This window comes from Novosphingobium sp., from assembly GCF_041915465.1.
Lineage (GTDB): Bacteria > Pseudomonadota > Alphaproteobacteria > Sphingomonadales > Sphingomonadaceae > Novosphingobium.
On sequence record NZ_JAYSBK010000027.1, the window covers coordinates 1 to 24,111 of the forward strand.

Consider the following 24,111-nt stretch of genomic DNA (forward strand, 5'->3'; position numbering starts at 1 on the left):
TTCAACCGCATCAAGCACTTCCGAGGCATCGCCACCCGATACGACAAGTGCCCTGAGAACTACCTCGCCGCCGTCAAACTCATCTGCACGCGCATATGGTGTGCCGCATAATGAGTCTACGCCCTAGCCTAGAAGGCGAATTGTTGTGCGAGACCGCCCATCCCGACACGACTTCGGGTTCTAACGCAGTTCAAATCGTCGGCGCCGTCAACCAGTTCGATCAAACGTTTCCGATACAGCCGGTCTAAGCTTGTGCTGCAAATTCAACCGATCGCCTTCCGGATACAGGCTCCGAAAGTGTCAAATAATCCACTTCGCCGCCTGTTGATAAGCGGTATCGGGTTGGCCTTGTTCAATCACATTTGCAGCCTGAGCTAGAATGTTGAGCAAATACCCAAATTCCCCCCTATGAGGGACAACTGCAGTCAAAGCTGGCGGACTCTCTATCAGGGCCAGGTCGTGAAACATGGCAGACGCTGGATAAACAGAGTTGTGGTGGTTGCTAACAAACTCGAAAACTGCGTCTTGCCCATCGACGTGAACAAGCGCATCGACTTCCCATTCGTGCGTTGAAGGCCCAAAAATATGAGCTCCGCGCTCGACCTTCTTCTGGCCAAAAATACGATCTAAACGGGAATACAGGTGATCGATCACATCACTTTGCGAAAGCCTGTCGATCTTGTCCATCGCCCTCCAGACAAGACGAGATGAAGCGGAGCCAATCTCAGCAATCGCAGCCGCTAGTTCACCTGCATCGACTTCAGTAACAATGGCGCGGCTGTCATGCCAAGCGCCGATCGGTTCCGCGACTTTTTTGACATTGCTGGAAAAGAAACGCGCGCCCCCTACGTTATCTAGCTCCCTGTAGGCTAGGCCGTTGTCGCTGACTGCAAATCCGCCAAACGACTTTTCGACCTTCACGACAACGTTCGAGCCGCTAGGGTAGAAGAATGGGAGGCTGACATGCCTCGTCGCGCCCCAAGAGCGGACATGGAAAAGGTCTGCGAGAGCGGCTGCAATCGCGTCATCAAGCACGATCTCGGGCGGAGCAATTTTCTCCATTCTTACACGAACTTACCTTGCCAAGGAGGCGGGGACATCGAACTTAGACCATTGATTCTAAATAGCTTGCCAGCAAGGTCAAGCAATTCCGGGAAGCTGCCTGGGTCAGGATCAAGCGCTTCTGCGAAGGGCAGATTCCCTTCGATCATACGCCCTTGATCCTCCAGATAATTCCTTCGGAATGGGTGAAGATGAGACCCGCGAATTATTTTTCGCTTCACGCCTCGGACCTTGGGGTCTTTATGAATATCTTGAAGCGGCCGCCATTCAATGCGGGTTAGTGGTATCCTGTTTCGCTGCCCCGGGCGCCCAACCTCTAGCTGCAAAAGAACATCGCGCTCCCAGCGCTCCTCATTGCATTTTATCCGAAGCCCAAATCCACCAACTGTCACCTCTCCCACATCAAGGGGAATTAGGATCGACCATTCGTTATCGAGTGGATTGGGTTCCCCCCAGTTAAAAGGGCCGGGAAACTCTTTCCATGACTCAACAAGGGTTATGTAGGGACTTGCCACACGTCCTGTATATCGACGTCACACCAGAGAGTCGATTCGACTACTCGCCAATTCGCCGCTCCAATTCCTCTACCCTGCCTTCAAGCTCATTGACCCGGTACATCGCATTCCGCGCGTTAATATCCGCAGCGTCCAAACGGTTATAATCGCCCTCGGTAAATCGGCGCGGCGCGCTGTCGCCGCAACTTCCGAGCAGCAGCACCGCTACAGCCGCAATTTCGATCCTGGCATGTAAGTTCAAATGCATCGAAGTCCCCTGTCGTAGAGGTGCCCAACCATTTTGGAGGCCTATCGGCAGGGAATGGCCGCGAGAATCAAGACTGGCAACTAATTGTGGCGCAACCTTGCTTCTCGCAGATGCCGTTCTGCCCTGATGCTTACACCGGGACCAATGCTTGCGGACCGATCAATTCCTAATGGGACAAATTATTGATTCGCGCAGGATTCAACCGCCGAATCTCATGTGATATACCCGGTCATGTCCTGTGCGGACCGTCGGGAAAACGGGAGGGGCACTTACCTGCCCCTCCCGCAAGTATTGAAACGAGGCACGGACGCCAACCTGGTCGCACAGGAGACCGTCAATGCCGCAGCGAATTGCCAACCCCTATGCAGCCAGCCCCTACCCGGTCGATCCGGCTTGGGGGGAAGTCGGTAGCAACCTGATCACAGCCCTGTTTGGTGATCCGCAGATGGCGGCCCAAGCGCAAGTGCAGCGTGCGCAGATCGGCCAGATGGAGGCTGCTGCCCGCAAGGACACCGTGCTGGCAGACCGCACTTCGCGCGAAAACGAAGCGCGCTGGAACATGGATCCGCAGACCTTCTTTGCGCCCGCCTTTGCTGCCCAGCCGACGCCTGCCGCCACGCCGGCAGTCTCAATGCCGACCGTGATGACTGGCAATTCTCCGGTCATCGGCGGGGCAGCGCCCGCACCTGCCGTCCAGCCGACTGGTGTGGCCGCGGCGGCGAGCGGATGGGACTGGTTCAACCCGGTCAAGGGGGCGCGCGTTTCGAGCCGCTATGGCCCGCGCAAGGCGCCTACGGCTGGCGCCAGCACGAACCATAACGGCATCGACCTTGCCGCCCCGATCGGCTCGCCTGTCGGCGCGGCCGGCGATGGGGAAGTCATAAAGGCGTGGAACGATGCCGAAAACGGCAATGCCGTGCGCATTCGCCATGCTGACGGTTCGATCAGCAGCTACGGCCACCTTGACAGCATCGCGGTCAAGCCGGGGATGCGCGTCACGGGTGGGCAGCTTATCGGCACGGTCGGCTCGACCGGGCGCTCGACCGGGCCGCACACGCACTTCGTCTACCGTGATGCAAAAGGCAACACGCAGGATCCCAGCTTCATCCTGAAGGGCGGCAAGGCTATTCCGACCAGCGGCGTTGCCGCGGCCGCGTCTGGCCAGTCGGTCAACAACCAGCCGATCACCACAATCGGCCAGCCGGTCTTGCAGGAAGAACCGGGCGGCGTTGCAATCGATCCGCAGGGCATGGGTATTGTCATCGCCAAGATGCTTGAGGCTGGGTATTCCGAGCCTGAAATTGCTGTGGCGCTCAAGGGGCTTGGCGCCTGGGGTGGCGATCAGGCGCAGCGCGGCACGCTGGTATTTCAGGGTCAGCAGCCCGGCGCCACCTTCGCCGCTTCGCGCGAAGCGCAACTCAACAATGAAGCGCTTGGCACCTATGGCGACCTGGCCAAGACGATCGTTGGCGGCAACATCAACGAGGTGGGTGGCACTACTCGTCAGGGGATGCAGGACGCGACGACGATCCAGACCAATCGCGAGGACAACGCCACCAGCCGAGCCAATGCGCAGACGGCTGCCAATGCCACCGTGCAGGCGGCGCAGATCAGTGCCAATAGCCGGGTTGATGCGGCTGGTGTGAAGGGTGCAAACGCCGGGAAGCCGCGCAAGGTGACGGCATCGGATTTCAATCTGATCGATGAGCAGTTTGACACGCAGGTTCCGCTTCGACGCGATGGTAAGGGAAAGCTGTCAGCGACAGGCGGCCAAATGAAAAGTGTTGTCATGGCCACCGCCGGCAACCTTCTTGCAAGCGGGGAGGCAAGCAATCCGGTACAAGCCGTGGCAATGGCCGTTCAGGCCCACGGTGTGGAGCGCCAACCCAACGGCAGCGGCTGGACATATTCTCCCAATGCACGCCCTGTGCAGGGCAGCGGGCAGCGGGTGATTCAGAGTGGCGGCCAGGGATTTGCCTATGATCCTCGCACCGGGCAGGTGCATAAAGGCCGAGTGTCGATCACGAATTGGTAGGGGGATGAATGCCTAGGGTTTATGGGCCTGATGGGAATTGGATTGATTTCCCTGATAACACCCCGACTGACGCGATGAAAATCGTAATGGCTCGGTACTATGGCGGGCCGGGGGAGAAGCCTGCCGCCAAGCTACCCTCACCCTCCGCTAAAGACATGGCGCAGCTAACCCACCAGCCCACCCGCTCAGATATATACGATGCTATTCGAGCGGCAGATGCGGCCGGGGACGGGGATGCCGTTCGCACCTTGGGGGAATATCTAAAAACGCTTCCGCCAGCGCCTCAATCCGGTTCAAGAACGGTCACCGTCACATTAAAGGATGGCTCGCAAACAGTTTATCAGAACGCGCCCGATGACATCTCTCCCGAGCAAGCCATGGCCCGCGCGAAGCGCGATGGTGGTAATGGTGTCACGATAAATGGCGGCGGCAAAAATTCTTCCACCGTCTTCGTGCAACCCGACAACCAATGCGTTGTGATGGCCCGTGATGGGGCAAGGTTGACGTTTCCGTGCAAAGCTACTTTTAATATGATCGATCGTTTCGTGACGGCATATAACGCACAGATCCGCCCGATGACGATTGTTCCTGTTTCCCAGCCTGACGGCATGGTCCCGAATTGGCTTTCGAATAATGTGCCGGGCGCGATTGGTTTAGCGCTGCTGTTGTTTTTGGCACTTACGGTTCGGGCAATATCGCGCAGCGGGCTAGGGCCTCGCCTCATGTCAGCCTGGACTTCATCGAAGGGCTATCGAGGATTGCGCCCGCATCTTGCGAGCATAAGGTTTCTAGCCTTCCTCGGCCTTGGTGTGTTCTTCATCAGTGGCGGATTTTATTGGAGACGAGGGGTCGAAATCCATCTGCCCGACATGATCAGTGGCGGTTACCCCCTCTATGTCTTTCCCCAACAACCTTTTGCAGTAGCCTTCGGCGCAATGCTGTTGGCAGCGGCATGGCTATACCGGCCAGCACGGGTTGGTTCCGCCAATCAACACTGAAAAGCTTCAAGCTACGGCATTGGCCACCTTCACCTAGGCACGGCAGACTTGCGGCGCAGCTTCACCACCTTCTCGCCTGACCTGACCTCACAGTAGCTCGCCCAAGCATCCATCAGCTTGCGGCGCTTCGCGAGCAGGGAGCCGCGCTGGTAGGCCGCTTCGGTCTTGTCGGCCAGGCCATGCGCCAAGGCGTGCTCGATGACTTCCCGGGGGAACGATGACTGTTCGCCGGCCCAATCGCGGAACGTCGATCGGAAGCCGTGGACCGTGATCATACGCCCGCCCGCTTTCGGGTCAATCCAGCCGGCATCATCATTAGTCTTGCGCCCCTTGTGCATCCGGCGAAGCAGCATCGGCATTGCCATTCCCGACAACTGCCCTCCTCCATTGGCTGGAAAAATCGGCGCAGTGGGGCTTTCCTCGGTCCTGAGCGGCAAGACGCCGTCAAGGATTGCCACCGCGCGAGGCGTTAGCGGCACGATATGCTCCCGCTGCGCCTTCATGCGCTCGGCTGGAACGGTCCATAGACCCGCCTTCAAGTCCACCTCTGCCCAGGTCGCCCCGGTGACTTCTCCTGCCCGAGCGCCAGTCAGGATCAAGAATTCCAGCGCGCGAGCCGCGACGGCTTCCCGGTCACGTAGGGCGGCCATGAAATCCGGCAGTTCAACATAAGGGAGCGAGGGGTGGTGACCTCTATGCAGCTTCCCAGGCTTGGACAACAGATGATCGAGATGACCGCGCCACAGAGCCGGGTTCTCGCCGGACCGCAGCCCCTGCACCTTGGCGGCCGAAAGGATGTTTTCGATCCTACCGCGAAGCCTGCTCGCGGTCTCCGGCACCTTCTGCCAGATCGGCTCAAGCACCTTGAGGACATGCTCCGTCGTGATTTCGCGCACCGGCAGGGCGCCAATCGATGGATAGGCGTAGGCCTCAAGCGTGTTGCGCCATTGCTGGCGGTGCTTCTCGTTGCGCCAGCCGCTCTCCTTGCGGTCAATGAAGGCCTCTGCGACTTCACGGAACGTCTTGCCAGCCTTATCCTTGCGCAGTTCCGCACGGGGATCGCCGCCCTTCTCTAGCACCGTCCGCAGGGCCGCAGCCTGAGCGCGTGCATCAGCAAGCGGCAAGTCACGACCGCTGCCAAGGCCCAGCTCTACTCGCTTGCCATCGCGGGCATACATGAAGATCCAGCGCCGCCGTCCCTGCGCGTCGATGAAGAGATACAGCCCCCCACCATCCGAGTGCCGACCAGGCTCCTTGGTCTTGGCCGCGAACGTTGCCGAGAGCTTGTTTAGCATTCGCTTGCTCATGAATTCCGCCTTTCGCCGCGATGATGCGATATTGCGCCGCTTTCATCGGTCCCATTTATGGTCCCACTTTATGCGTGAGATTTCGGGAAAGGTCCAGATCGAAGCTGATTCAGATAGAGAATATATCCTCTGTTTTACTGCGGTTTTTAGAGGCTATCGGAGTTGTCGGGATCGGTCGGGATAGAATAGTTAGGCGGACACCCTGTCCGCCAATCATCAAATGCCGTGCCGCCGAGCTTGGGTTTTGACCTTGGTCATACAAACGCCCACATCTCCCCTTAGACGGGGCAAATGCCTGGTTCGATCTGCCCGCCCATGGCCGTTCAAGCTGCCGTATCATGACGATCGGTCTGCTTTTGCGCGAAATATTGCCGTTTTATTTGCGGCTGTTCGTCCTTGCCGCCGTAACGCTGCTGATCGACCTCGTCCTGCACCTTACCGATATGGTCTGGATCGGGCGCTATCTCGGGATTCCGGGGGGTCTGCTCATCCTGCTGTCTTTTGGCCATTCGCTGCGCAAGCGCGGCTATGTCAAAAGTTCGAACCCGGTGCGCCTGTTGCGGCTGCACGAATGGCTGGCGTGGATCGGTTCGACTCTGGTGCTGGTCCACGCCGGCATTCACTTCAACGCCGTGCTGGCCTGGCTCGCGGTGATTGCCATGGGGATCAACATCATCAGTGGGCTCACCGGCAAATACTTGGTCCAGCGCGCACAGCGCTGGATGAAGCAGGCAAAGACCGACCTGCGCGAGCAGGGGCTGGACGAGGCGGCCATCGAGCAGAAGCTGTTCTGGGATAGCCTGGCGGCGGGCTGGGTGAAGAAGTGGCGGACGATCCATCTGCCCATCGCGATGAGCTTTGCCGTGCTGGCCACCGCTCACATCCTGTCCACGTTCCTGTTCTGGGGCTGGAAATGAAGCGCGCGATCTGGATCGGCCTGTCGTTGGCACTGGCAGCAATCATCTTCCTGAGCTTCGCCCGTCCGCACGAGATGGTCAGCCCCGGCAACCTGATACCGGCGCACTCCGCCTTGCAGAACGATTGCTTTGCCTGCCACACGCCGTTTCAGGGTGCTTCGGCCGAACGCTGCACAACCTGCCACGCGGTCGCGGACATCGGCCTGCGCACCACCAAGGGCGCGAAGATTGCGCAAGACCGGCAATCCACGCCCTTTCACCAGGCGCTGACCGAGGCCAATTGCATGGCCTGCCACAGCGATCACCCCAGGCCCAGGTTGACGCAGGCCAGCCCCGTTCGGTTTGACCATGCGCTGCTGAAGGCCGACGCGCGCACCAAGTGCCAATCCTGCCACGTTCCTCCGCGCGACGATCTGCACCGTGGTCCGGCGCTGGTCTGCGCAACCTGTCATCAGTCGTCGGGCTGGAAGCCTGCGACATTTGACCATAGCCGCTATTTCGCGCTCGACCGGGATCACAACACGGCCTGCACGACCTGCCATACCGGCGGCAATTACAAGACCTACACCTGCTACGGCTGTCACGAACATCAGCAGGCGCAGGTCCTGGCTGAGCACCGCGAGGAAGGGATCACCAACGTCGAGAACTGCGCGCGCTGCCACACCAGTGCGCACGGCGAACCCAAAGGCGAACACGGCGGCGAAGGTGGCCGCGATAGCGAAGGTCGCGACGACTAGCGGATTCGGCTACCCCGCCAACTGCTCGTCGATCTGGCCCAGCCGGTCCTTGCCGAAATACATTTCGCCATCGACGAAGAAGGTCGGGATGCCGAACACGCCGCGCGCGACGGCCGCTTCGGTGTTGGCGACCAGCTCGGCCTTGACCTCGGCATCCTGCGTCGCGGCGAGGAGGGCCTGACCGTCGAGCCCGGCTTCGTTGAGGGCCGCCACGAAGACGTCGGGATCGTCCATCTTGCGGCCCTGCTCCCACATCGCGGCCAGACCTGCCGCGACATAGGCATCGCCCTGCCCCATGCGCTGCGCGGCGACGAGGCCGCGCATCAGCAGCAGGGTGTTCACCGGGAAGTGCGGGTTCATCTGGAAGCGCGTGATGCCGTGCTTCTGGATGAAGCGCGCCATTTCGAGGCGGTCGTATTCCAGCTTGCCCTTGATCCCTGCGAAGGCCGCCATCGGCGACTGGTTGCCCGCCAGTTTGAAGATCCCGCCCAGCAGGCACGGCACGATCTTCACCTCGGCGCCATGCCGCGCGGCGATGGTGGGCAGGACCTGCCACGCGAAATAGGCGTTGGGGCTGCCGAAGTCGAAAATGAACTCGATTTGGGGCTTGGTCATATGGCTTCACCAGTTCTCGCGCCACGGGCGCAGGTCAATCTCGTGGGTCCAGGCCGAGCGCGGTTGCTCGTGCAGCCAGACGTAGTTTTGGGCGATGTCCTCGGGTTTCAGGATCACGTCATCGGCCAGCAGCTGGCTGGTATCGCCCAGGCGCTCGCGGATGAACTTGCCGTCGATCGCGCCGTCGCAGATCACGTGGGCAACATGGATGCCCTGCGGCCCCAGTTCGCGGGCCATCGACTGGGCGAGAGCGCGCAGGCCATGCTTGGCGGCGGAAAAGGCGGAAAAGCCATCACGCCCACGCAGGCTGGCGGTGGCACCGGTGAACAGGATCGTGCCACGCCCGCGCGGCACCATCACCTTGGCCGCCTCGCGCCCGGCCAGGAAGCCCGCGAAGCAGGCCATTTCCCAGACCTTGGTAAAGACCCGCGCGGTGATCTCGCGGATGCCGAACTGGACGTTCGCGCCGATGTTGAACACGACGATCCCGATGGGGCCGACCTCGCGCTCGATCCGCTCGAACAGGGCAACCGTCTCTTCTTCCGAGCGTGCATCGACGCCAAAGGCATGCGCCGTGCCGCCCGCCGCGCGGATCCGCCCTGCCAGCCCATCGAGCTGGTCGAGGTTGCGCACACGCCGGGTCATGCACACCGGGTGACCGGCGCGGGCAAAGGCCTCGGCGATCGCGCCGCCAACCCCCTCGCCCGCACCAATGACCAGACAGACGTCTTTCGATCTGGCAGTCATGGCTTCACTTCGCGGCCGGCATCACCTTGCCGGCGATCCACTTCACGGCCTCGACGAAGGCCGCGAAAAACAGCCCGCCGCCGACAGTGGCAAAGCACAATTCCAGCCAATCGACCTTCAAGCCGACGAGCGGAGCGGCGGCCACCGTGACGTAGAGCATAGTTGAAGCGTTAATAAGTAGCGGCACGGCTTTGAGGATGTCGAGATAGAGCGCGAGGATCAGCACGACGAGGCCAATCAGCCCGCCCTTGTCACCCAGGATGACCGTTCCCTTGAACAGCAGCCAGGCCAGCCCGATCCCGACCAGCGCGCCGATCAGGGCGGCTGGCAGGCGCTTGATCGAAAGCTGCTCGACGTTGGCCCAGTACCAGAGCATCAGAAACCCACCAAACAGCGAAATTTCAGATAGATAGTGGCCGCCCACAACCACCCAGCCAATGATCGCCGCAACAACGATCACCAGAATTCCCAAGCCGACAATCGGCCCCGGCGGGCTTGCGGCTTCACTGCTTGCAGATGCTTCAGACATGCAATTCCCCTCTCCAACGCGCCTTTGTGGCGCTTACCTGTGGAGTAGAGCGCAATTGCTGGGGCCGCGCCAAGCAAAATTCGCGCCGACAAGAAATTGGCAAGCATTCGCGCTAACCAATTCGCAAGGGCGGAAGCCTAGCTCCGGATCGCATCATGGTAGTCCGGTCTTCTCCTTCCAGCCCCGAGCGCGGTCCCGTAAGCACCCGCTCAACCCGCGCCAGCGTCGGGCTTGCCTGCGAAGTGCGGCAGGGCACCCGCCGTTGGCAGGTCGCGCGGATGGAAGACCTGTCGGAACGCGGCTTTCGCCTGAGCATGTTCAACAGCCCGAGCATCGACTTGCCCGTCAGCATCCGGATCCCGGGAATGCAGTTGATGGTCGCCTATATCCGCTGGATCGACGGGGACACTGTCGGCTGCGAGTTCTCCTCGCCGCTGCACGTGGCGGTGTTCGAGCACCTCGCCCGCACGCTGCAGGCGAATCAGCCGGGCTGAGTCCGGGCTGAGCCCGCGCTGCTAGATGTGCAGCGCGCGCCCATAAGCCGCGAGTGCGCTTTCGTGCATCGCTTCGCTGATCGTCGGGTGCGGGAACACCGTCTGCATCAGTTCGGCCTCGGTGGTTTCCAGCGTCTTGCCCACGACATAGCCCTGGATCATCTCGGTCACTTCCGCGCCGATCATGTGCGCGCCGAGCAGTTCGCCGGTCTTGGCGTCGAACACGGTCTTGATGAAGCCTTCCGGCTCGCCCAGCGCAATCGCCTTGCCGTTGCCGATGAACGGGAAAGTCCCGACTTTCAGCGTGTAACCCGCTTCCTTGGCCTTGGCCTCGGTCAGGCCGACGCTGGCGATTTGCGGGTGGCAATAGGTGCAGCCCGGGATGTTGCGCTTGTCCATCGCGTGGGGGTGAACGTCCTTGTTGCCCAGCGCCTGCGCGATGGCTTCGGCGGCAATCACGCCTTCGTGGCTCGCCTTGTGGGCCAGCCACGGCCCCGGGGTGACGTCGCCGATCGCCCATACGCCCGGCACGTTGGTGCGGCCCATATCGTCGATCGTGATGATCCCGCGTTCCGATTTAATTCCAAGAGCTTCAAGGCCGATGTTCTCGGTATTTGGAACAATGCCGACCGCCACGATAACGTGACTGAACTCCGCCTCGCTGACCTTGCCGTTCTTGCCCTTGAGCTTGGCCTTCACGCCCTTGGCCGAAACGTCGAGCGCCTCGACCCCGGCGCCGGTCATGATGGTCATGCCCTGCTTGGTCAGCGCCTTTTCAAGGAAGGCGGAAACGTCGGCGTCTTCAACCGGAACGATCCGGTCCATCATCTCGACGACCGTAACTTCCGCGCCCATATCATTGTAGAAGCTGGCAAATTCGATCCCGATCGCGCCCGAACCGATGACCAGAAGCTTGCTCGGCATTTCCTTGGGCGTCATCGCGTGGCGATAGGTCCACACACGCCCCCCGTCGGCCTTGGCAAACGGCAGGTCGCGCGCGCGGGCACCGGTGGCGATGATGATGTGCTTGGCGGTGAGGATTTCGCTCCCCTTTTCGCCAACCACTTCCAGCTTGCCCGCGCCCTTGAGGGTGCCGGTGCCCATGTGAACCGCGATCTTGTTCTTCTTCATCAGGTGCGTAACGCCCTGGTTGAGCTGCTTGGCCACCCCGCGCGAACGCTTGACCACCGCGTCGAGGTCGGCGCGGATGTTGTCGGCCGCGAGGCCATAGGCTGCGGCGTGCTGCATCTGATGATAGACTTCCGCCGAGCGCAGCAGCGCCTTGGTCGGGATACAACCCCAGTTGAGGCAGATGCCGCCCAGGTTCTCGCGCTCGACAATCGCGGTCTTGAGGCCAAGCTGCGAGGCACGGATCGCCGCGACATAGCCGCCGGGGCCAGACCCCAGCACGATCACGTCATACTGTTCAGCCATGTTCACTCCGAATCTGCAATCGCGCGCGGGCGGCCATCTTCGCCCAGCAGCACGAATTTGAATTGTCCGCGGGCGACCTCGATGCTCGCCTCGCCATTGCGCTCACGCCCCACGCCGCGCGCGGCAATGGAGAGCGAGGTGCGGCCCTGCGCGGTTATTTCAGCATAGACGGTGAGCTCGTCGCCCACCATCATTGCGCCGGGAAAGGTGAAATCGGTGGCATGGACGACCACGGCCTTGCCCTTCCCCACGCGCGAGGCGAGCGAGCCGGCGCCGAGCGCCAATTGGCTCATCAGCCAGCCGCCGAACACGCCCCCATAGGGGTTGAGGTCGGTCGGCATGGCCGTGACGCGGATGACCAGTTCCTCTGCCACCGGCGCCTCAGGCGACGAGGCCGAGCGGCGCTTCGACGAGGTTCTTGAACGCCTGCATCAGCTGCGCCCCGTCCGCCCCGTCGATCGCGCGGTGATCGAAGCTGCCGGTGGCCGACATGACAGTCGCCACCGATAGCGCGCCGTCGACCACATAGGGCCGCTGCTCGCCCGCGCCGACCGCCAGGATCATCGCCTGGGGCGGATTGATCACGGCATCGAACTGCTTGATCCCGAACATCCCGAGGTTGGAGAGGCTCGCCGTGCCGCCCTGGTATTCGTGCGGCATCAGCTTGCCTTCGCGCGCCTTGTCGGCGAGCGCCTTCATTTCCTTCGAAATCTGCGAGACGGTCTTGTTCGCGGCATCGACAATGATCGGAGTGATCAAGCCCGAAGGCGCGGCGACGGCGACCGAGATGTCCGAGCGGCTGAACTTGCGCAGTTCATCGCCCGCAAAGCTAACGTTGCACTTGGGCACGATTTCCAGCGCCTTGGCCAACGCCTTGATCAGAAGGTCGTTAACCGACAGCTTCACGCCCTGCGCTTCGAGCGCCTTGTTAAGCTCGCCGCGCAGCTTGAGCAGGGCATCGAGCCGGACATCGACCGTGAGGTAGATGTGCGGGATCGTCTGCTTGGCCTCGGTCAGGCGGCGCGCAATGGTCTTGCGCACGTTGTTGAGCTTTTCCGCTTCGTATGGAATGCCGAAATCGGGCGTCGGCGCGGCGGCCACCGATGCTGCCACAACGGGCGCAGCGACTGAAGCGGCGGGTGCTCCGGCCTGCGCACCTTCAACGTCCGCCTTGACGATGCGGCCATTGGGGCCGGTCCCCTTGACGCTCGCCAGGTCAACCCCGCGATCCGCCGCGATCCGCTTGGCCAGCGGCGAGGCAATCACGCGCTCACCCTTGGCCGCAGGTGCTGCGACGGCGGGCGTTGCAGCCGGAGCCACTGCAGCAGGCGCTGCGGCGACCGGAGCAGGCGCGGCGGCGGCAGGTCTGGCCGCAGGCGCAGGGGCCGCGTCTTCATCCTCACCGGCCAGCGTTGCAATCACGGTGCCGACCTTCACGCCTTCGCTGCCTTCCGGCACGGCGATCGCGGTGATCACGCCTTCATCGACCGCTTCGAATTCCATCGTCGCCTTGTCGGTTTCGATCTCGGCCATGATGTCGCCCGAGGAAACCTTGTCGCCCACTTTCACGAGCCATTTGGCCAGCGTGCCTTCCTCCATCGTCGGAGAAAGCGCGGGCATCTTGATATCGATCGCCATATTTCCGGATCCGTTTTCACTGGGGAGGTGAACAGGCCCGTCTCTGGCCAAAATGTGCGTCCGGGGCAAGAACCTTGCAACGAATAGGTTTGTATCGGATATCACGATGTGGGGGATATGTGATGCGCGTTTACCTGGTGATCATGGACGAGACCGAGGAAGCCAGCGTTGCGCTGCGCTTCGCTGCGCGCCGGGCCGCGCGCACCAGCGGGACAGTGCATCTCCTCGCCGTGGTCCCGCGTCAGCAGTTCGTGGCCTTTGGCGGCATCCAGGCGACGATCGAGGAAGAAGCCCGAGCCCGCGCCGAAGCGCTGGTCACCTCGGCCGCGGGGTCGCTGCTCAGCGAAAGCGGGCTGTCCCCGATGATCGCGGTCAAGCAGGGTAACGGCGTGCAGGTCGTGCGCGAATATCTGGCCGAGCACCCCGAAGTCGCTGCGCTGGTGCTTGGCGCTGCGACCAATGGCGGGCCGGGGCCGCTCGTCACCCACTTCGCGGGAAATGCCGGCCACCTGCCCTGCCCGGTCTACGTCATCCCCGGCGGGATGAGCGAGGACGAGATCGACCGGCTCAGCTAGCGCCGCCGCCCCTGATGGCGGATATTGCCGGGCCGGCCCCGCTTTCCAGCCAGGTGCTTGCCCTTCTGCTTGAGCGGCAACGGCTTGCCGCGCGGCTCGATCCGGCCCTGCGCGTCCTCGGGTTCGAACTTGAGCGCACCGGTAAGCGGGTTTGCTTCGGCCAGGCGGAGTTGCAGGACATCGCCCATCGCAAAGGTCGTTCCGGAGGATTCGCCGCGCAGCACCTGCGCGCGCTCGTCATGGAAAAAGCGTTCGTCGCCCAGCACCGAAATCGGCACCAGTCCGTCGCCGCCAAGGCCAATGATCGTCGCAAACAGACCAAAGCGCTGCACGCCGGTGACGCGGGTGGTAAACACCTCGCCCACGCGGGCCGATAGCCAGGCCGCAACGTAGCGGTCGATCGTTTCGCGTTCGGCCTCCATCGCGCGGCGTTCGGCGGCGCTGATTGCTTCGCTGACGCGGCCAAGGTCCGACCGGTCGCGGTCCGACAGGCCCGAAGTGGGCGGAAGGTCGGCCTTGGGCCTGGGCTGCTCCAGGCCATAGGCATCGACCAGCGCGCGGTGAACCAGCAGGTCGGCATAGCGGCGGATCGGCGAGGTAAAGTGCGCGTAACTGCCCAGCGACAGCCCGAAATGCCCGGCGTTGCGCGGGCCGTAATAGGCCTGGGTCTGGCTGCGTAGCACCGCCTCCATGATCAGCGCCTTTTCGGATTCATCCGAAATATCCTTGAGCAAGCGGTTGAACAGACTGGGCGTGATCACCTGACCCAGTGCGAACTTGCGCTCGAAGGTAGCGAGATAGTCCTTGAGCGCGACCAGCTTTTCCCGGCTCGGCGGTTCGTGGATGCGATAGACCACCGGGGCGACCTTGGCCTCCAGCGCCTTGGCCGCCGCGACGTTGGCCGCGATCATGAAGTCTTCGATCACGCGGTGCGCATCGAGCCGTTCGCGCACGGCGATCTCGGCGATCTTGCCATTGGCATCGAGCACCACCCGCCGTTCGGGCAGTTCGAGCGCCAGCGGATCGCGGTCGTCGCGGGCCTTTTCCAGCGCGCGCCATGCCGCCCACAGGTTCGTCAGGTTGTCTGCCGCTTCGCCCACGTCGATCCGGCGCTGGGCCTCTTCATAGGCGATGACTTCCTGAATCTGCACGACCGCGCGGGTGAAGCGCCATGCCGTGACCCGCCCGTTTGCGTCTATTTCCAGGTGGCAGGCCATGGCCGCACGCGGTTCGCCGGCGCGCAGCGAACAGACGTCGGCGCTCAGTACCTCGGGCAGCATGGGGACAACGCGGTCGGGGAAATAGACCGAGTTGCCGCGCTTCCTCGCCTCGCGGTCCAAGGCAGAGCCAGGGCGGACGTAGAAACTGACGTCGGCAATCGCAACCAGCGCGCGGAAACCGCCTTGCCCGTCCGGCTCGGCCCAGATCGCATCGTCGTGGTCGCGCGCATCGCTCGGGTCGATTGCCACGATCGGCAGCGCGCGCAGATCCTCGCGCTTGTCCTCGCTGACCGGCAGCTTGGCCGAAAGGTCAGCTTCCTGAAGCGTCTCGGGCGTGAAGGCAAAGGGGATGCCGTGCTTGTGGATCGCGATCAGGCTGAAGGCGCGCGGGGCCAGCGGATCGCCCAGGATCGCCGTGACCTTCACCCCGGCGCGGGGGCTGCGTCCGGCAGGTTCCGCGAGCACGAGCTGCCCGGCCTCGGCTCCGCCCAGATCGGAAATCGGCGCGGAATTGCGTTCGCGCTTGCTCACCGGAGCAAGCCAGCCCTTCCCCGCGCCGTCGATCTCGACCACGCCCATCAGCTGGTCTTCCTGCGCGGGCAGGGTCTTCATCGGGTGAGCGATCCAGCCCTTGCCGGCCTCCTCGGTACGGGCAAGCACGCGGTCCCCCACGCGTAGCGCAGGCCCCTTGCGGCCCTTTTCGATCAGGCGCAGGCGCGGCGGCGGGGTGGCATCGTCAGGCTGCCAGCTTTCGGGGATCGCAAAGGCCTCGCCCTCGTCGATCTCGACGACGCGCAGGACCGTAACCTTGGGCACCCCGCCCATGCGGTGAAACGCCGTGCGGTTGCCGTCGATCAGGCCCTCTTCGGCCATGTCCTTGAGCAGGGCCTTGAGCTGGATCTTTTCCTGCCCCTTGAGCCCGAATGCGCGGGCAATCTCGCGCTTGCCGGCCGGAACTTCCGAACTGGCGATGAAATCCAGCACTTGCTGGCGATTGGGCAGACCGGGAACCGGCTTAGGCTTGCGGGGCATAAACGGCATGTGGCCTCCAAATGCCGCCCGCGCAAGCCCACCGGCGTTTCAACCCCCGGAAGCGATCAGATCGGCAAGAGGTTGAACAGCTCAAACGCAAAGTTGCTGGGATCGGTGACCTTGCCAGTGTGATAATCGCGCGTACCGCACATCACCTTGGCCACGCCATCGACCATCGAACCTTCGTTGATATCGGCCCAATCGTTGGGCGTCTTATCATCTTCGATGATCTTGCTGTAAGTGTAGTATTTCGAAGTCAATTGGCGGGTGCGCTTACCCGAGCAATCGACTTCGCGGTAGATCACCGAGACATTCCACCCGCCCGACTTGACCGCCGAAGGTTCAACCACGGTCATGACATTGGCCTTGGCCGTATTGCCGGACCTGGTCAGGCTGTCCTGATCGACAAACATGACCACGCGCGGCGCTTCGTCGGTGCGTTCGGAAACGGCGCGCCACTGCTCCGCCTGGGCGGCCGAAGCCGTGAACATCGTTGCAATAACGGCGGCAGAAATCAGTCGCATCATGTTTTCCCTCAAACTATTCGTGTCGTGAGGAAAACTAACCGCGGGCGGGTCAACAATTCAAGTTCAATATGCCCGTGCGACATAGATCCGTTCAACCGCCGGCTCACCGGTGAACGGGCAGGTGCCCGAGGCCGGAGCCGCATCCATTGGCGTGTTTCGGATCGTCAACTTCAGCGCCTTGAGCTTGGTCACGACCTCCTCCAGCGCAGCGCCAGTCGGACGCGACCAATTCAGCTCGACCCAACCCGGATAGCGCTTATCGGCCGCAAAGAAGGCTTCCAGCCCAGCAAGGTCCGTCACCCCGCGGTGAATCTGCGCGTCGCGGCGCGCAGTGGCTTCGGCGTGGAGCGAACGCTGGACGTCTTCGAGTTCGGCCACCGCGTGGCTAATGAACTCGTCCCGTCCCTGCGCGATGAAGTTGACCTTGCCATCCGGACGCCACAGCCGGTCGCGGCGCAGCGCCGAAACCTGCCCGCCAGAGGCATCGCGCCCCCCGATTTCGAGGATCAGCGGCACGCCCTTCTTGACCCAGGCCCAGCGCTTTTGCGTGGCCTTGCCGGCGCGCTTGTCAAGCAGCACGCGGATCGGTTCACCCAGTGCGGACTGGCTGGCCAGCGTCCGGCGCAGCTCTTCGCAATAGGCCAGCAGCGCCTCGTCTCCATCGTCGTCGCGCAGCATCGGCAGGATCACGACCTGGTGCGGCGCAATCGCGGGCGGCACACGCAGGCCATCGTCGTCGCCGTGGGTCATGATCACGCCGCCGATCAGGCGGGTCGAAACGCCCCATGAGGTGGTATGGCAAAGCTGCTGCCCGCCTTCCTTGTCCTGGTAGCGAATGTTCGCAGCCTCGGCGAAACCGGTGCCAAGGTAGTGCGAGGTGCCGGCCTGGAGCGCCTTGCCATCCTGCATCATCGCTTCGATCGAATAAGTCGCGACCGCGCCCGGAAAGCGCTCGTTCTCGGGCTTTTCACCGGCGATCACCGGCATGGCGAGATCGTTTTCGGCGTGCTCGCGGTACATTTCAAGCGCGCGCAGCGTCTCGCTCATCGCGTCGTCGCGGTCGGCATGGGCGGTATGGCCTTCCTGCCAGAGGAATTCGCTGGTGCGCAGGAACATGCGGGTGCGCATTTCCCAGCGCACCACGTTGGCCCACTGGTTGGTCAGCAGCGGCAGATCGCGCCACGACTGGACCCAGCGGCTCATCGCCTGACCGATCACGGTTTCCGAGGTCGGGCGCACGATCAGCGGCTCTTCCAGCTTCGCCTCGGGATCGGGCACCAGCCCGCCCTTGCCGTCCTGGATCAGGCGGTGATGGGTAACGACCGCCATTTCCTTGGCGAAACCGTCAACGTGTTCGGCTTCCTTGGCGAAATAGGACAGCGGAATGAACAGCGGAAAATAGCAATTGTCGACGCCTGCGGCCTTGATCCGCGCGTCCATCAGCTTCTGGATGCGTTCCCAGATCCCATAGCCCCACGGCTTGATCACCATGCAGCCGCGCACCCCCGATTCTTCGGCCATTTCGGCCTCGGCGATGACTTCCTGATACCAGGCCGCGAAATCGGCTTCGCGAGTTACGGACAGGGCATGACGGATAGCAGACACGGCAAAGGGCTTTCAGGTTAGGTGTTTTGCGGAAAATTGCGGATCGCCGGTTGCGGCTATTTGCCGAGCTTGTCGAGCTTCTTCTGCATTTCGGCCATCTGGGCGCGCAGGGCGTCGAGCTCGCCCTCCTGGGCCTTTTCATGCTCGGCCGGCTTATCCTCGCTCATGCCCGGCATGAAGGCGGTGGCCGCGGCCTTGAACATCGCAAGGTTCTGCTGGGCAAGCTTGGCCAGCGGGTTGCTGCCCAAGCTGTCTTCGAAGGCCTGGCGCAGCTTGGCCTGATTCGAGCGGAAATTTTCCATCGAGGCTTCGAGGTAATGCGGCACGAGCGACTGCATCGAGTTGCCGTACATGCCGATTAACTGGCGCAGGAAATTGACCGGGAGCATCTGCTCGCCCGTGGCGCTTTCCTCTTCCATGATGATCTGGGTCAGGATCGAATGGGTGATATCCGCCCCGGTCTTCGCGTCGAGCACTTTGAAATCGACGCCTTCGCGGGTCATCTTCGCAAGATGATCAAGCGTGATGTAGCTTGACGACTGCGTATTGTAGAGCCGCCGATTGGCGTACTTCTTGATGATAACGGTATCGCCTTTGGCTTCGGCCATTTCTCGATTCCCCCTCTGGGGTTGCGTCCCCGCGAGACGTTAGCACCTGCAACAACGGCAATGCAACATGTCCATGCTGCGCAATGCACAGCAAAGTTCAGCGCCCGAATCGACGCCCCAGAATGGTCAGCAGTTCGTACTGCGAAAGCCCGCTGATCGCGGCAGCTTGCGGCAGCGCATAGTCGGCCGCGACCCAATCGCCTTCGCCCACGTCAGGCGCCTCCGTCAGGTCAATCATCGTCATGTCCATCGAGACGCGGCCGAGCACCGGAAGGCGCCTGTCGCCGTGCAGCATGGCGCCCTTGCCCGACCAGCAGCGCAGGTAGCCATCGGCGTAACCAAGGCTGATCACACCGATCCGCAACGGCGCGGGCGCGGTGTAGGTGGCGTTATAGCCGATCGTCTCCCCTGCCGGGACATCGCGAACCTGGATCACCAGCGCCTCGGGCCGCACGACCTGCCGGTTAACCCCTTCCAGCGCGGCACAAGGCACGCCGCCATAGAGCGCCAGACCGGGACGGGTGAGATCACCGTGATAGCCTGCGCCCAGCATGATCCCAGCGCTGTTTGCCAGACTGGCGCGGCGATGCGGAACGGCGCGCCGCGCCTCGTCCCAGCGCAGGCGCTGCCGTTCGTTGAGCGGGACGGCTTCTTCCGCACAGGCGAGGTGCGAAAGCAGGGTATCGACCTGCAAGCCATCCAGGATCGGATCGCCAAGTTCGGCAAGCGCCACGCCGAGCCGGTTCATCCCCGTATCGACCATCAGGTCGCAGGTGCCGCCGCCCGCCTCGATCCACAACCGCGCCTGCCCCAGCGAATTGATCACCGGACGGACGCCAAGCACCCGAGCGAAGGCGGCATCCGCGGTGTCGTGGGGACCGTGCAGCACGGCAATCTGATCGGCCGGAACGTGCTCGGCAACCACGACAGCCTCGGCCATGTGCGCAACGAAGAAATCGCGGCAGCCCGCATCCCGCAGCACTGGGACACAGGCTCTAGCTCCCAGGCCATAGGCATCCGCCTTGACCGCCGCGCCGGCGGCGGCGGTGCCTGACAACCGGTCAAGCGCGCGCCAGTTGTCAGCAAGGGCCGCACCGTCGATCGCCAGGCGCAGCGCGGGGTTTGGCTGTTCAATCGGCATCGTCGGAGAAGTCGCTCGGCAATCCGCCCTTGAGGCCCCAAAGTCCAACCACGAAGGCAACCAGCACGACTGCCCAGGTGTACCACAGCCCCGAATAGGGATTGCCGGTTCGAGCAACGATGTAGCTGGCGATGAACGGCAGGAAGCCGCCGAAATAACCCGTGCCGATATGATAAGGGATCGACATCGAACTGTAGCGCACGCGCGCCGGGAACATTTCGGCAAGCAAAGCCGCAACCGGACCATAGGTTGCGCCCGACAGCGCCATAAGCGCGACGAGGCCAAGCACGATCAAGGCCCCCTGACCCAGCGAAGGGCTATGCTTGGCGAAGTTGAACACGGTCGTTCCGGCGCGTTGCTCGATCTCAGCCTTGCGCGCCTTCGCGTCGCCCCAGGTCACGCCGTCAAGCTCAACCACCTTGTCCGATCCCGCAACAAGCTCAAGGGTATCGCCGGGTTCGAGCGTGTAGGGAACACCGGCCCCGGCAAAGTCCCCCATCAGCCGGCCGCAGTTAGTTTCCTGCACCGTAGCAAACGGATTATACCTGCAGTCCGGTCCGCGAATGGTCCATTCAACCGCTGCGGTCTGCGCCGGATCCTTGGCTACCGAGCCAATGAACCAGTAAATCGGGAACAGCAGCAGCAAGGTCAGCGCATAGCCGATCACGATCGGCTTCTTGCGGCCAACCAGGTCAGACAGATGACCGAAATAGACGTAGAACCCCATCCCGATCAGCGCGGCGATCCCGACGATGATTTCGGCCACGGTGTCCTCGACGTGCATTGCCGACTTGAGGAACGACAGCCCGGAAAACATCGAGGTGTACCAGATCACGGTGAGGCCGGCCGAAATGCCGAACAACGCCACGAAGATCCGGCGCTTGTTGCCGGGATAGGTGAAGCTTTCAACGAACGGATTGCCGGCCAGTTCGCCCTCTTCCTTCATTGCCTGGAACACCGGGCTTTCCGACAGCTTGAAGCGCATCCACAAGGAAATTGCCAGCAGCGCGAGGCTTAGCAGGAAGGGTACGCGCCAGCCCCAGGCGGCCCAGGTTTCCGGGCTCATCACGGCCTTGCAGCCCAGCACCACGATCAGGCTGAGCACGAACCCGCCGACCACGCTGGCCTGAATGAAGCTGGTGAAGAACCCGCGCTTTGCCGGAGCGGCATGCTCCGCAACATAGACCGCTGCCCCGCCGTATTCGCCGCCAAGCGCAAGGCCCTGCAGGATGCGCAGCAGGATAACGAGCGCCGGTGCCCACAGGCCGATGCTTTCAGCCGAGGGAATCAGGCCGACGCCCGCCGTAGCGATGCCCATCAGCGATACCGTGACCAGGAAGGTGTACTTGCGCCCCAGCCTGTCGCCGAGGAAACCGAAGAGCACCGCGCCAAGCGGGCGGAACCCGAAGCCGACCGCGAAGACCAGCCAGAACAGCAGCATTTCGAGCGTCGCATTGCCGGTCGGGAAGAATGTCTTCGAGAGGATCGCGCCAAGCGTGCCGTAAATGAAGAAGTCGTACCATTCGAACACGGTGCCGGCTGATGAAGCACCAATGACCAGACGGATGTCGGACGCACTGGGATGCACGTCGGGATGCCGTGCCGGTTCACTGCTCATCAAAGGAATCTCCCACCCGTTTGCCTTGAACCTGCTGCTCTAGAGCATCGCGCGGAAAAGTGGGAACCGGTTTTCCGCAAAAATGCGATGCGACACGAAGCGCCTTCGTTTCAGGTGGTGGGAAGCGCCTCAAGCGCCGCTTTCCAGGGAAGCAGCATGGCTCCGTGGCGACCCGGAAAGCCCTGCGCGGCGGCAATGGCATCAAGTCCGGGCCAATCCGGCTGCCCGCCCTGCCCAGCCAGCCAGGCTTCGAGCGCACCCAGCGTGGCCGCGATCCCTTCCCGCTCCTGCCCGGCGCAGCCACCGGCGAAAATCGCGGCGGCGGCCTGCCCGATCGCACAGGCATGGGCCTTCACTCCAACCCGTCCGATCCGTCCCGCCTGATCAAGCCCGAAGCCCAGTTCCAGAGTGCTGCCGCAGGCCGGCGAACGCGCCGATCCGCGCAGCGGCAAATCATCGGTCAGGGGGAGCGCCGCAAGGCCGGTCGCCAGAGCAAGAACCTGGGGCGTATAGAGCGCCGCGGTCGATGCCATCACTTGTCCTTGGCGGCGCGTTCGGCCTCGATCGCGGCTTGGCGCCGTTCGGCCAGCAAGGAAACAAGCCGCTCACTGGCGGCGTTGACGAAGGGATAGCTGCGCGCTTGCGCAATCCAGTTCGGACGGCCGCCGGCGCCCCAGACCGTGTCATAACCCAGCACCAGCAGCGAAAAGGCCACCACCACGATCAGCATGCCCTTGATCGCGCCGAACCCGAAGCCGATCACCCGGTCGATCGGACCAAGCACTGAATTGCGACTGGCTTCGCCCATGCGACCCGCCAGCAGTTTGACGATGGCATAGGGGATCAACAGCAGAATCGCGAAGGCCAGCACACTTGAACCAGATTCCGTGCCGATCGAGGGCAGCAGAAAGGCGCTTAGCGGAGTGTGGAGGTTGTGGATCGCCACCAGCGAAACAACCCAGGCGGCAAGCGCCAGAACCTCCTGCACAAAACCGCGCAAAAAGCCCGTTATCGCCCCCATCCCGACGAGGACAAGGACCGCGATGTCAAAACCGGTCATGCGCTTCGATTTACGGCTCGCCCACAATCCGGTCAACGAGATTTGGCAAAAGATTGAGCGCGGTAAAACGCGATCCAACGGGCTTTGCGCTGGCTTCGCCGGGGCCGAATGCAGAGCCGAAACCAAGCTTGGCCGCTTCGCGCAGGCGGATCGCGGAGTGGGCCACCGGGCGGATTTCTCCGGCGAGCGAAACTTCGCCGAACCACACGGCATCGGCGCCCAGCGGCTTGTCAGCCAGCGCGGAGACCAGCGCCGCCGCTACGGCAAGGTCCGCCGCCGGATCGGCCAGCCGGTAACCGCCCGCGACGTTGAGATAAACTTCCGCGCTGGAGAAATTGAGCCCGCAGCGCGCCTCGAGCACGGCGAGCAACATGGCAAGGCGGCCGCTGTCCCAGCCTACCACGGCGCGGCGCGGGGTTGCCCCGCTTTGGAGCCGCACGATCAAGGCCTGGATCTCGACCAGCACCGGACGTGTGCCCTCGATCGCGGGGAACACCGCGCTTCCCGCCACTGGCTGCTCGCGGCCCGAGAGGAACAGGAGCGAAGGATTGCCGACCTCGGCCAGCCCCTGCCCTTCCATCGCGAAAACGCCGATCTCGTCCACCGGGCCAAAGCGGTTCTTGATGCAGCGCAGGATGCGGTACTGGTGGCTGCGCTCGCCCTCGAAGCTCATCACCACGTCGACCATGTGTTCTAGCACGCGTGGTCCCGCAATGCTGCCGTCCTTGGTGACGTGCCCGACCAGCACCAGCGCAACGCCATTCTCCTTGGCATAGCGGATCAGTTCGAAGGCCGAGGCGCGAACCTGGCTGACGGTGCCGGGCGCGCCCTCGATCTGGTCGGAATGCATGGTCTGGATCGAATCGATCACCAGCAGCGCGGGCGGCTCCATGCCTGAAAGCGTGGTCAGGATGTCGCGCACCGAAGTTGCCGCAGCGAGCGAGATCGGCGCATTCGCCAGCCCGAGCCGCTCGGCCCGCATCCGCACCTGTCCTGCGGCTTCCTCGCCGCTGATATAAACGGTGGAGCCGCCCGCCAGCGCGATCTTCGCCGCCGCCTGCAGCAACAACGTCGACTTGCCGATCCCCGGATCGCCGCCCATCAGGATCGCGCTGCCCGGCACGAGGCCACCGCCCAGCGCGCGGTCCAGTTCCGCAAGGCCGGTGGTTCGCCTGGTCAGCGCCTCACCCGGCTTGTCGAGCGGCTCGAACTGGATCGACCGTCCCCCAGACGACAGGTCATGCTTCTGCGAAAAAACCGTGGCCGGCACTTCTTCCGCCAGCGTGTTCCATTCTCCGCAATCGGCACACTGGCCCTGCCAGCGGTGGGTTACGCTGCCACAGGCGGCACAGACGAAGCGGCGTTTGGGTTTGGCCATGGGTTACCGATAATCAGAACGAATAGGGAACGCAAGTCCGCCGGAAAATTCCCCATGTTCCGCCTTGGCTTA

At 62.8% G+C, this 24,111-nt stretch carries 24 protein-coding genes and 1 pseudogene; 7 read left to right on the top strand and 18 right to left on the bottom strand.

What is annotated here, in order from left to right:
* A pseudogene (locus ACE3SN_RS06790) lies at positions 1 to 111 on the top strand (IS5/IS1182 family transposase); the annotation flags it as partial.
* 189 nt (positions 112 to 300) lie between these two features.
* On the opposite strand, the gene ACE3SN_RS06795 reads toward ACE3SN_RS06790, so the two are convergent.
* Together ACE3SN_RS06795 and ACE3SN_RS06800 are read right to left on the bottom strand one after the other, a co-directional pair.
* Positions 301 to 1,062, bottom strand: coding sequence for a hypothetical protein (locus ACE3SN_RS06795; RefSeq protein WP_374528660.1), 762 nt, complete (start codon positions 1,060 to 1,062; stop codon positions 301 to 303).
* A gap of 555 nt (positions 1,063 to 1,617) precedes the next feature.
* On the bottom strand, positions 1,618 to 1,824 hold the full coding sequence (locus ACE3SN_RS06800; RefSeq protein ID WP_374528661.1) for a hypothetical protein: 207 nt from the start codon (positions 1,822 to 1,824) through the stop codon (positions 1,618 to 1,620).
* 559 nt (positions 1,825 to 2,383) lie between these two features.
* On the opposite strand from ACE3SN_RS06800, the gene ACE3SN_RS06805 reads away from it, so the two are divergent.
* Both ACE3SN_RS06805 and ACE3SN_RS06810 read left to right on the top strand, forming a co-directional pair.
* Entirely contained in the window at positions 2,384 to 3,859 is a 1,476-nt protein-coding gene (locus ACE3SN_RS06805) for a M23 family metallopeptidase (protein WP_374528662.1), read from the top strand.
* Positions 3,860 to 4,014: 155 nt separating this feature from the next.
* Positions 4,015 to 4,857: a hypothetical protein gene (locus tag ACE3SN_RS06810; protein ID WP_374528664.1), complete on the top strand. Its 843-nt coding sequence runs from the start codon at positions 4,015 to 4,017 to the stop codon at positions 4,855 to 4,857.
* A 29-nt stretch (positions 4,858 to 4,886) separates the two neighbouring features.
* Here ACE3SN_RS06810 and ACE3SN_RS06815 read toward each other — a convergent pair whose 3' ends face one another.
* Complete coding sequence (locus tag ACE3SN_RS06815) at positions 4,887 to 6,164, bottom strand: tyrosine-type recombinase/integrase (RefSeq protein ID WP_374528666.1); 1,278 nt, start codon at positions 6,162 to 6,164, stop codon at positions 4,887 to 4,889.
* Positions 6,165 to 6,544: 380 nt separating this feature from the next.
* Between ACE3SN_RS06815 and ACE3SN_RS06820 the strand changes: the two genes are divergently transcribed.
* Together ACE3SN_RS06820 and ACE3SN_RS06825 are read left to right on the top strand one after the other, a co-directional pair.
* Complete coding sequence (locus ACE3SN_RS06820) at positions 6,545 to 7,081, top strand: hypothetical protein (protein ID WP_374528668.1); 537 nt, start codon at positions 6,545 to 6,547, stop codon at positions 7,079 to 7,081.
* On the top strand, positions 7,078 to 7,818 hold the full coding sequence (locus tag ACE3SN_RS06825) for a cytochrome c3 family protein (RefSeq protein WP_374528669.1): 741 nt from the start codon (positions 7,078 to 7,080) through the stop codon (positions 7,816 to 7,818). The genes ACE3SN_RS06820 and ACE3SN_RS06825 overlap by 4 nt, the downstream gene beginning before the upstream one ends.
* Before the next feature lie 9 nt (positions 7,819 to 7,827).
* Here ACE3SN_RS06825 and ACE3SN_RS06830 read toward each other — a convergent pair whose 3' ends face one another.
* From ACE3SN_RS06830 to ACE3SN_RS06840, 3 genes are read right to left on the bottom strand one after another with little or no spacing between them, the layout of a single operon-like run.
* A complete protein-coding gene (locus tag ACE3SN_RS06830; RefSeq protein ID WP_374528670.1) occupies positions 7,828 to 8,433 on the bottom strand; it encodes a 2-hydroxychromene-2-carboxylate isomerase in 606 nt (201 codons plus the stop codon).
* A 6-nt stretch (positions 8,434 to 8,439) separates the two neighbouring features.
* Complete coding sequence (locus tag ACE3SN_RS06835; protein ID WP_374528671.1) at positions 8,440 to 9,180, bottom strand: SDR family oxidoreductase; 741 nt, start codon at positions 9,178 to 9,180, stop codon at positions 8,440 to 8,442.
* 4 nt (positions 9,181 to 9,184) lie between these two features.
* Entirely contained in the window at positions 9,185 to 9,709 is a 525-nt protein-coding gene (locus ACE3SN_RS06840) for a hypothetical protein (protein ID WP_374528672.1), read from the bottom strand.
* Positions 9,710 to 9,864: 155 nt separating this feature from the next.
* Between ACE3SN_RS06840 and ACE3SN_RS06845 the strand changes: the two genes are divergently transcribed.
* Positions 9,865 to 10,203: a PilZ domain-containing protein gene (locus tag ACE3SN_RS06845; RefSeq protein ID WP_374528673.1), complete on the top strand. Its 339-nt coding sequence runs from the start codon at positions 9,865 to 9,867 to the stop codon at positions 10,201 to 10,203.
* A gap of 21 nt (positions 10,204 to 10,224) precedes the next feature.
* On the opposite strand, the gene lpdA is transcribed toward ACE3SN_RS06845, so the two are convergent.
* The 3 genes from lpdA to ACE3SN_RS06860 are packed head-to-tail and all read right to left on the bottom strand — an operon-like array spanning position 10,225 to position 13,275.
* On the bottom strand, positions 10,225 to 11,637 hold the full coding sequence (lpdA, locus tag ACE3SN_RS06850; RefSeq protein ID WP_374528674.1) for a dihydrolipoyl dehydrogenase: 1,413 nt from the start codon (positions 11,635 to 11,637) through the stop codon (positions 10,225 to 10,227).
* Between the two features lie 2 nt (positions 11,638 to 11,639).
* A complete protein-coding gene (locus ACE3SN_RS06855; RefSeq protein ID WP_374528699.1) occupies positions 11,640 to 11,978 on the bottom strand; it encodes an acyl-CoA thioesterase in 339 nt (112 codons plus the stop codon).
* A 40-nt stretch (positions 11,979 to 12,018) separates the two neighbouring features.
* Positions 12,019 to 13,275 carry a pyruvate dehydrogenase complex dihydrolipoamide acetyltransferase gene (locus ACE3SN_RS06860; protein WP_374528675.1) on the bottom strand — a complete coding sequence of 419 codons (1,257 nt, stop codon included), beginning with the start codon at positions 13,273 to 13,275 and terminating at the stop codon, positions 12,019 to 12,021.
* Between the two features lie 122 nt (positions 13,276 to 13,397).
* Between ACE3SN_RS06860 and ACE3SN_RS06865 the strand changes: the two genes are divergently transcribed.
* Positions 13,398 to 13,850, top strand: a complete 453-nt coding sequence (locus ACE3SN_RS06865) for a universal stress protein (protein WP_374528676.1) — start codon at positions 13,398 to 13,400, stop codon at positions 13,848 to 13,850.
* On the opposite strand, the gene ACE3SN_RS06870 is transcribed toward ACE3SN_RS06865, so the two are convergent.
* The 9 genes from ACE3SN_RS06870 to radA all read right to left on the bottom strand — a co-directional run bounded on the left by ACE3SN_RS06870 (position 13,847) and on the right by radA (position 24,039).
* Positions 13,847 to 16,102, bottom strand: a complete 2,256-nt coding sequence (locus tag ACE3SN_RS06870) for a ribonuclease R family protein (protein WP_374528677.1) — start codon at positions 16,100 to 16,102, stop codon at positions 13,847 to 13,849. The two genes, ACE3SN_RS06865 and ACE3SN_RS06870, sit on opposite strands and share 4 nt — an antisense overlap.
* 65 nt (positions 16,103 to 16,167) lie before the next feature.
* Positions 16,168 to 16,629, bottom strand: coding sequence for a surface-adhesin E family protein (locus ACE3SN_RS06875; RefSeq protein WP_374528678.1), 462 nt, complete (start codon positions 16,627 to 16,629; stop codon positions 16,168 to 16,170).
* A gap of 63 nt (positions 16,630 to 16,692) precedes the next feature.
* Positions 16,693 to 18,234 carry an aminoacyl--tRNA ligase-related protein gene (locus ACE3SN_RS06880; RefSeq protein WP_374528680.1) on the bottom strand — a complete coding sequence of 514 codons (1,542 nt, stop codon included), beginning with the start codon at positions 18,232 to 18,234 and terminating at the stop codon, positions 16,693 to 16,695.
* Between the two features lie 56 nt (positions 18,235 to 18,290).
* Positions 18,291 to 18,842: a polyhydroxyalkanoate synthesis repressor PhaR gene (gene phaR / locus ACE3SN_RS06885; RefSeq protein WP_374528681.1), complete on the bottom strand. Its 552-nt coding sequence runs from the start codon at positions 18,840 to 18,842 to the stop codon at positions 18,291 to 18,293.
* Positions 18,843 to 18,939: 97 nt separating this feature from the next.
* Entirely contained in the window at positions 18,940 to 19,983 is a 1,044-nt protein-coding gene (alr, locus tag ACE3SN_RS06890) for an alanine racemase (RefSeq protein WP_374528682.1), read from the bottom strand.
* Positions 19,973 to 21,601: an MFS transporter gene (locus ACE3SN_RS06895; protein WP_374528683.1), complete on the bottom strand. Its 1,629-nt coding sequence runs from the start codon at positions 21,599 to 21,601 to the stop codon at positions 19,973 to 19,975. Before ACE3SN_RS06895 ends, alr begins: the two co-directional genes overlap by 11 nt.
* Positions 21,602 to 21,711: 110 nt before the next feature.
* A complete protein-coding gene (locus ACE3SN_RS06900) occupies positions 21,712 to 22,134 on the bottom strand; it encodes an iron-sulfur cluster assembly scaffold protein (protein ID WP_374528684.1) in 423 nt (140 codons plus the stop codon).
* Positions 22,134 to 22,661, bottom strand: coding sequence for a CvpA family protein (locus ACE3SN_RS06905; protein ID WP_374528685.1), 528 nt, complete (start codon positions 22,659 to 22,661; stop codon positions 22,134 to 22,136). Before ACE3SN_RS06905 ends, ACE3SN_RS06900 begins: the two co-directional genes overlap by 1 nt.
* 10 nt (positions 22,662 to 22,671) lie before the next feature.
* Positions 22,672 to 24,039: a DNA repair protein RadA gene (gene radA / locus ACE3SN_RS06910; RefSeq protein WP_374528686.1), complete on the bottom strand. Its 1,368-nt coding sequence runs from the start codon at positions 24,037 to 24,039 to the stop codon at positions 22,672 to 22,674.
* Positions 24,040 to 24,111 lie beyond the last annotated feature (72 nt).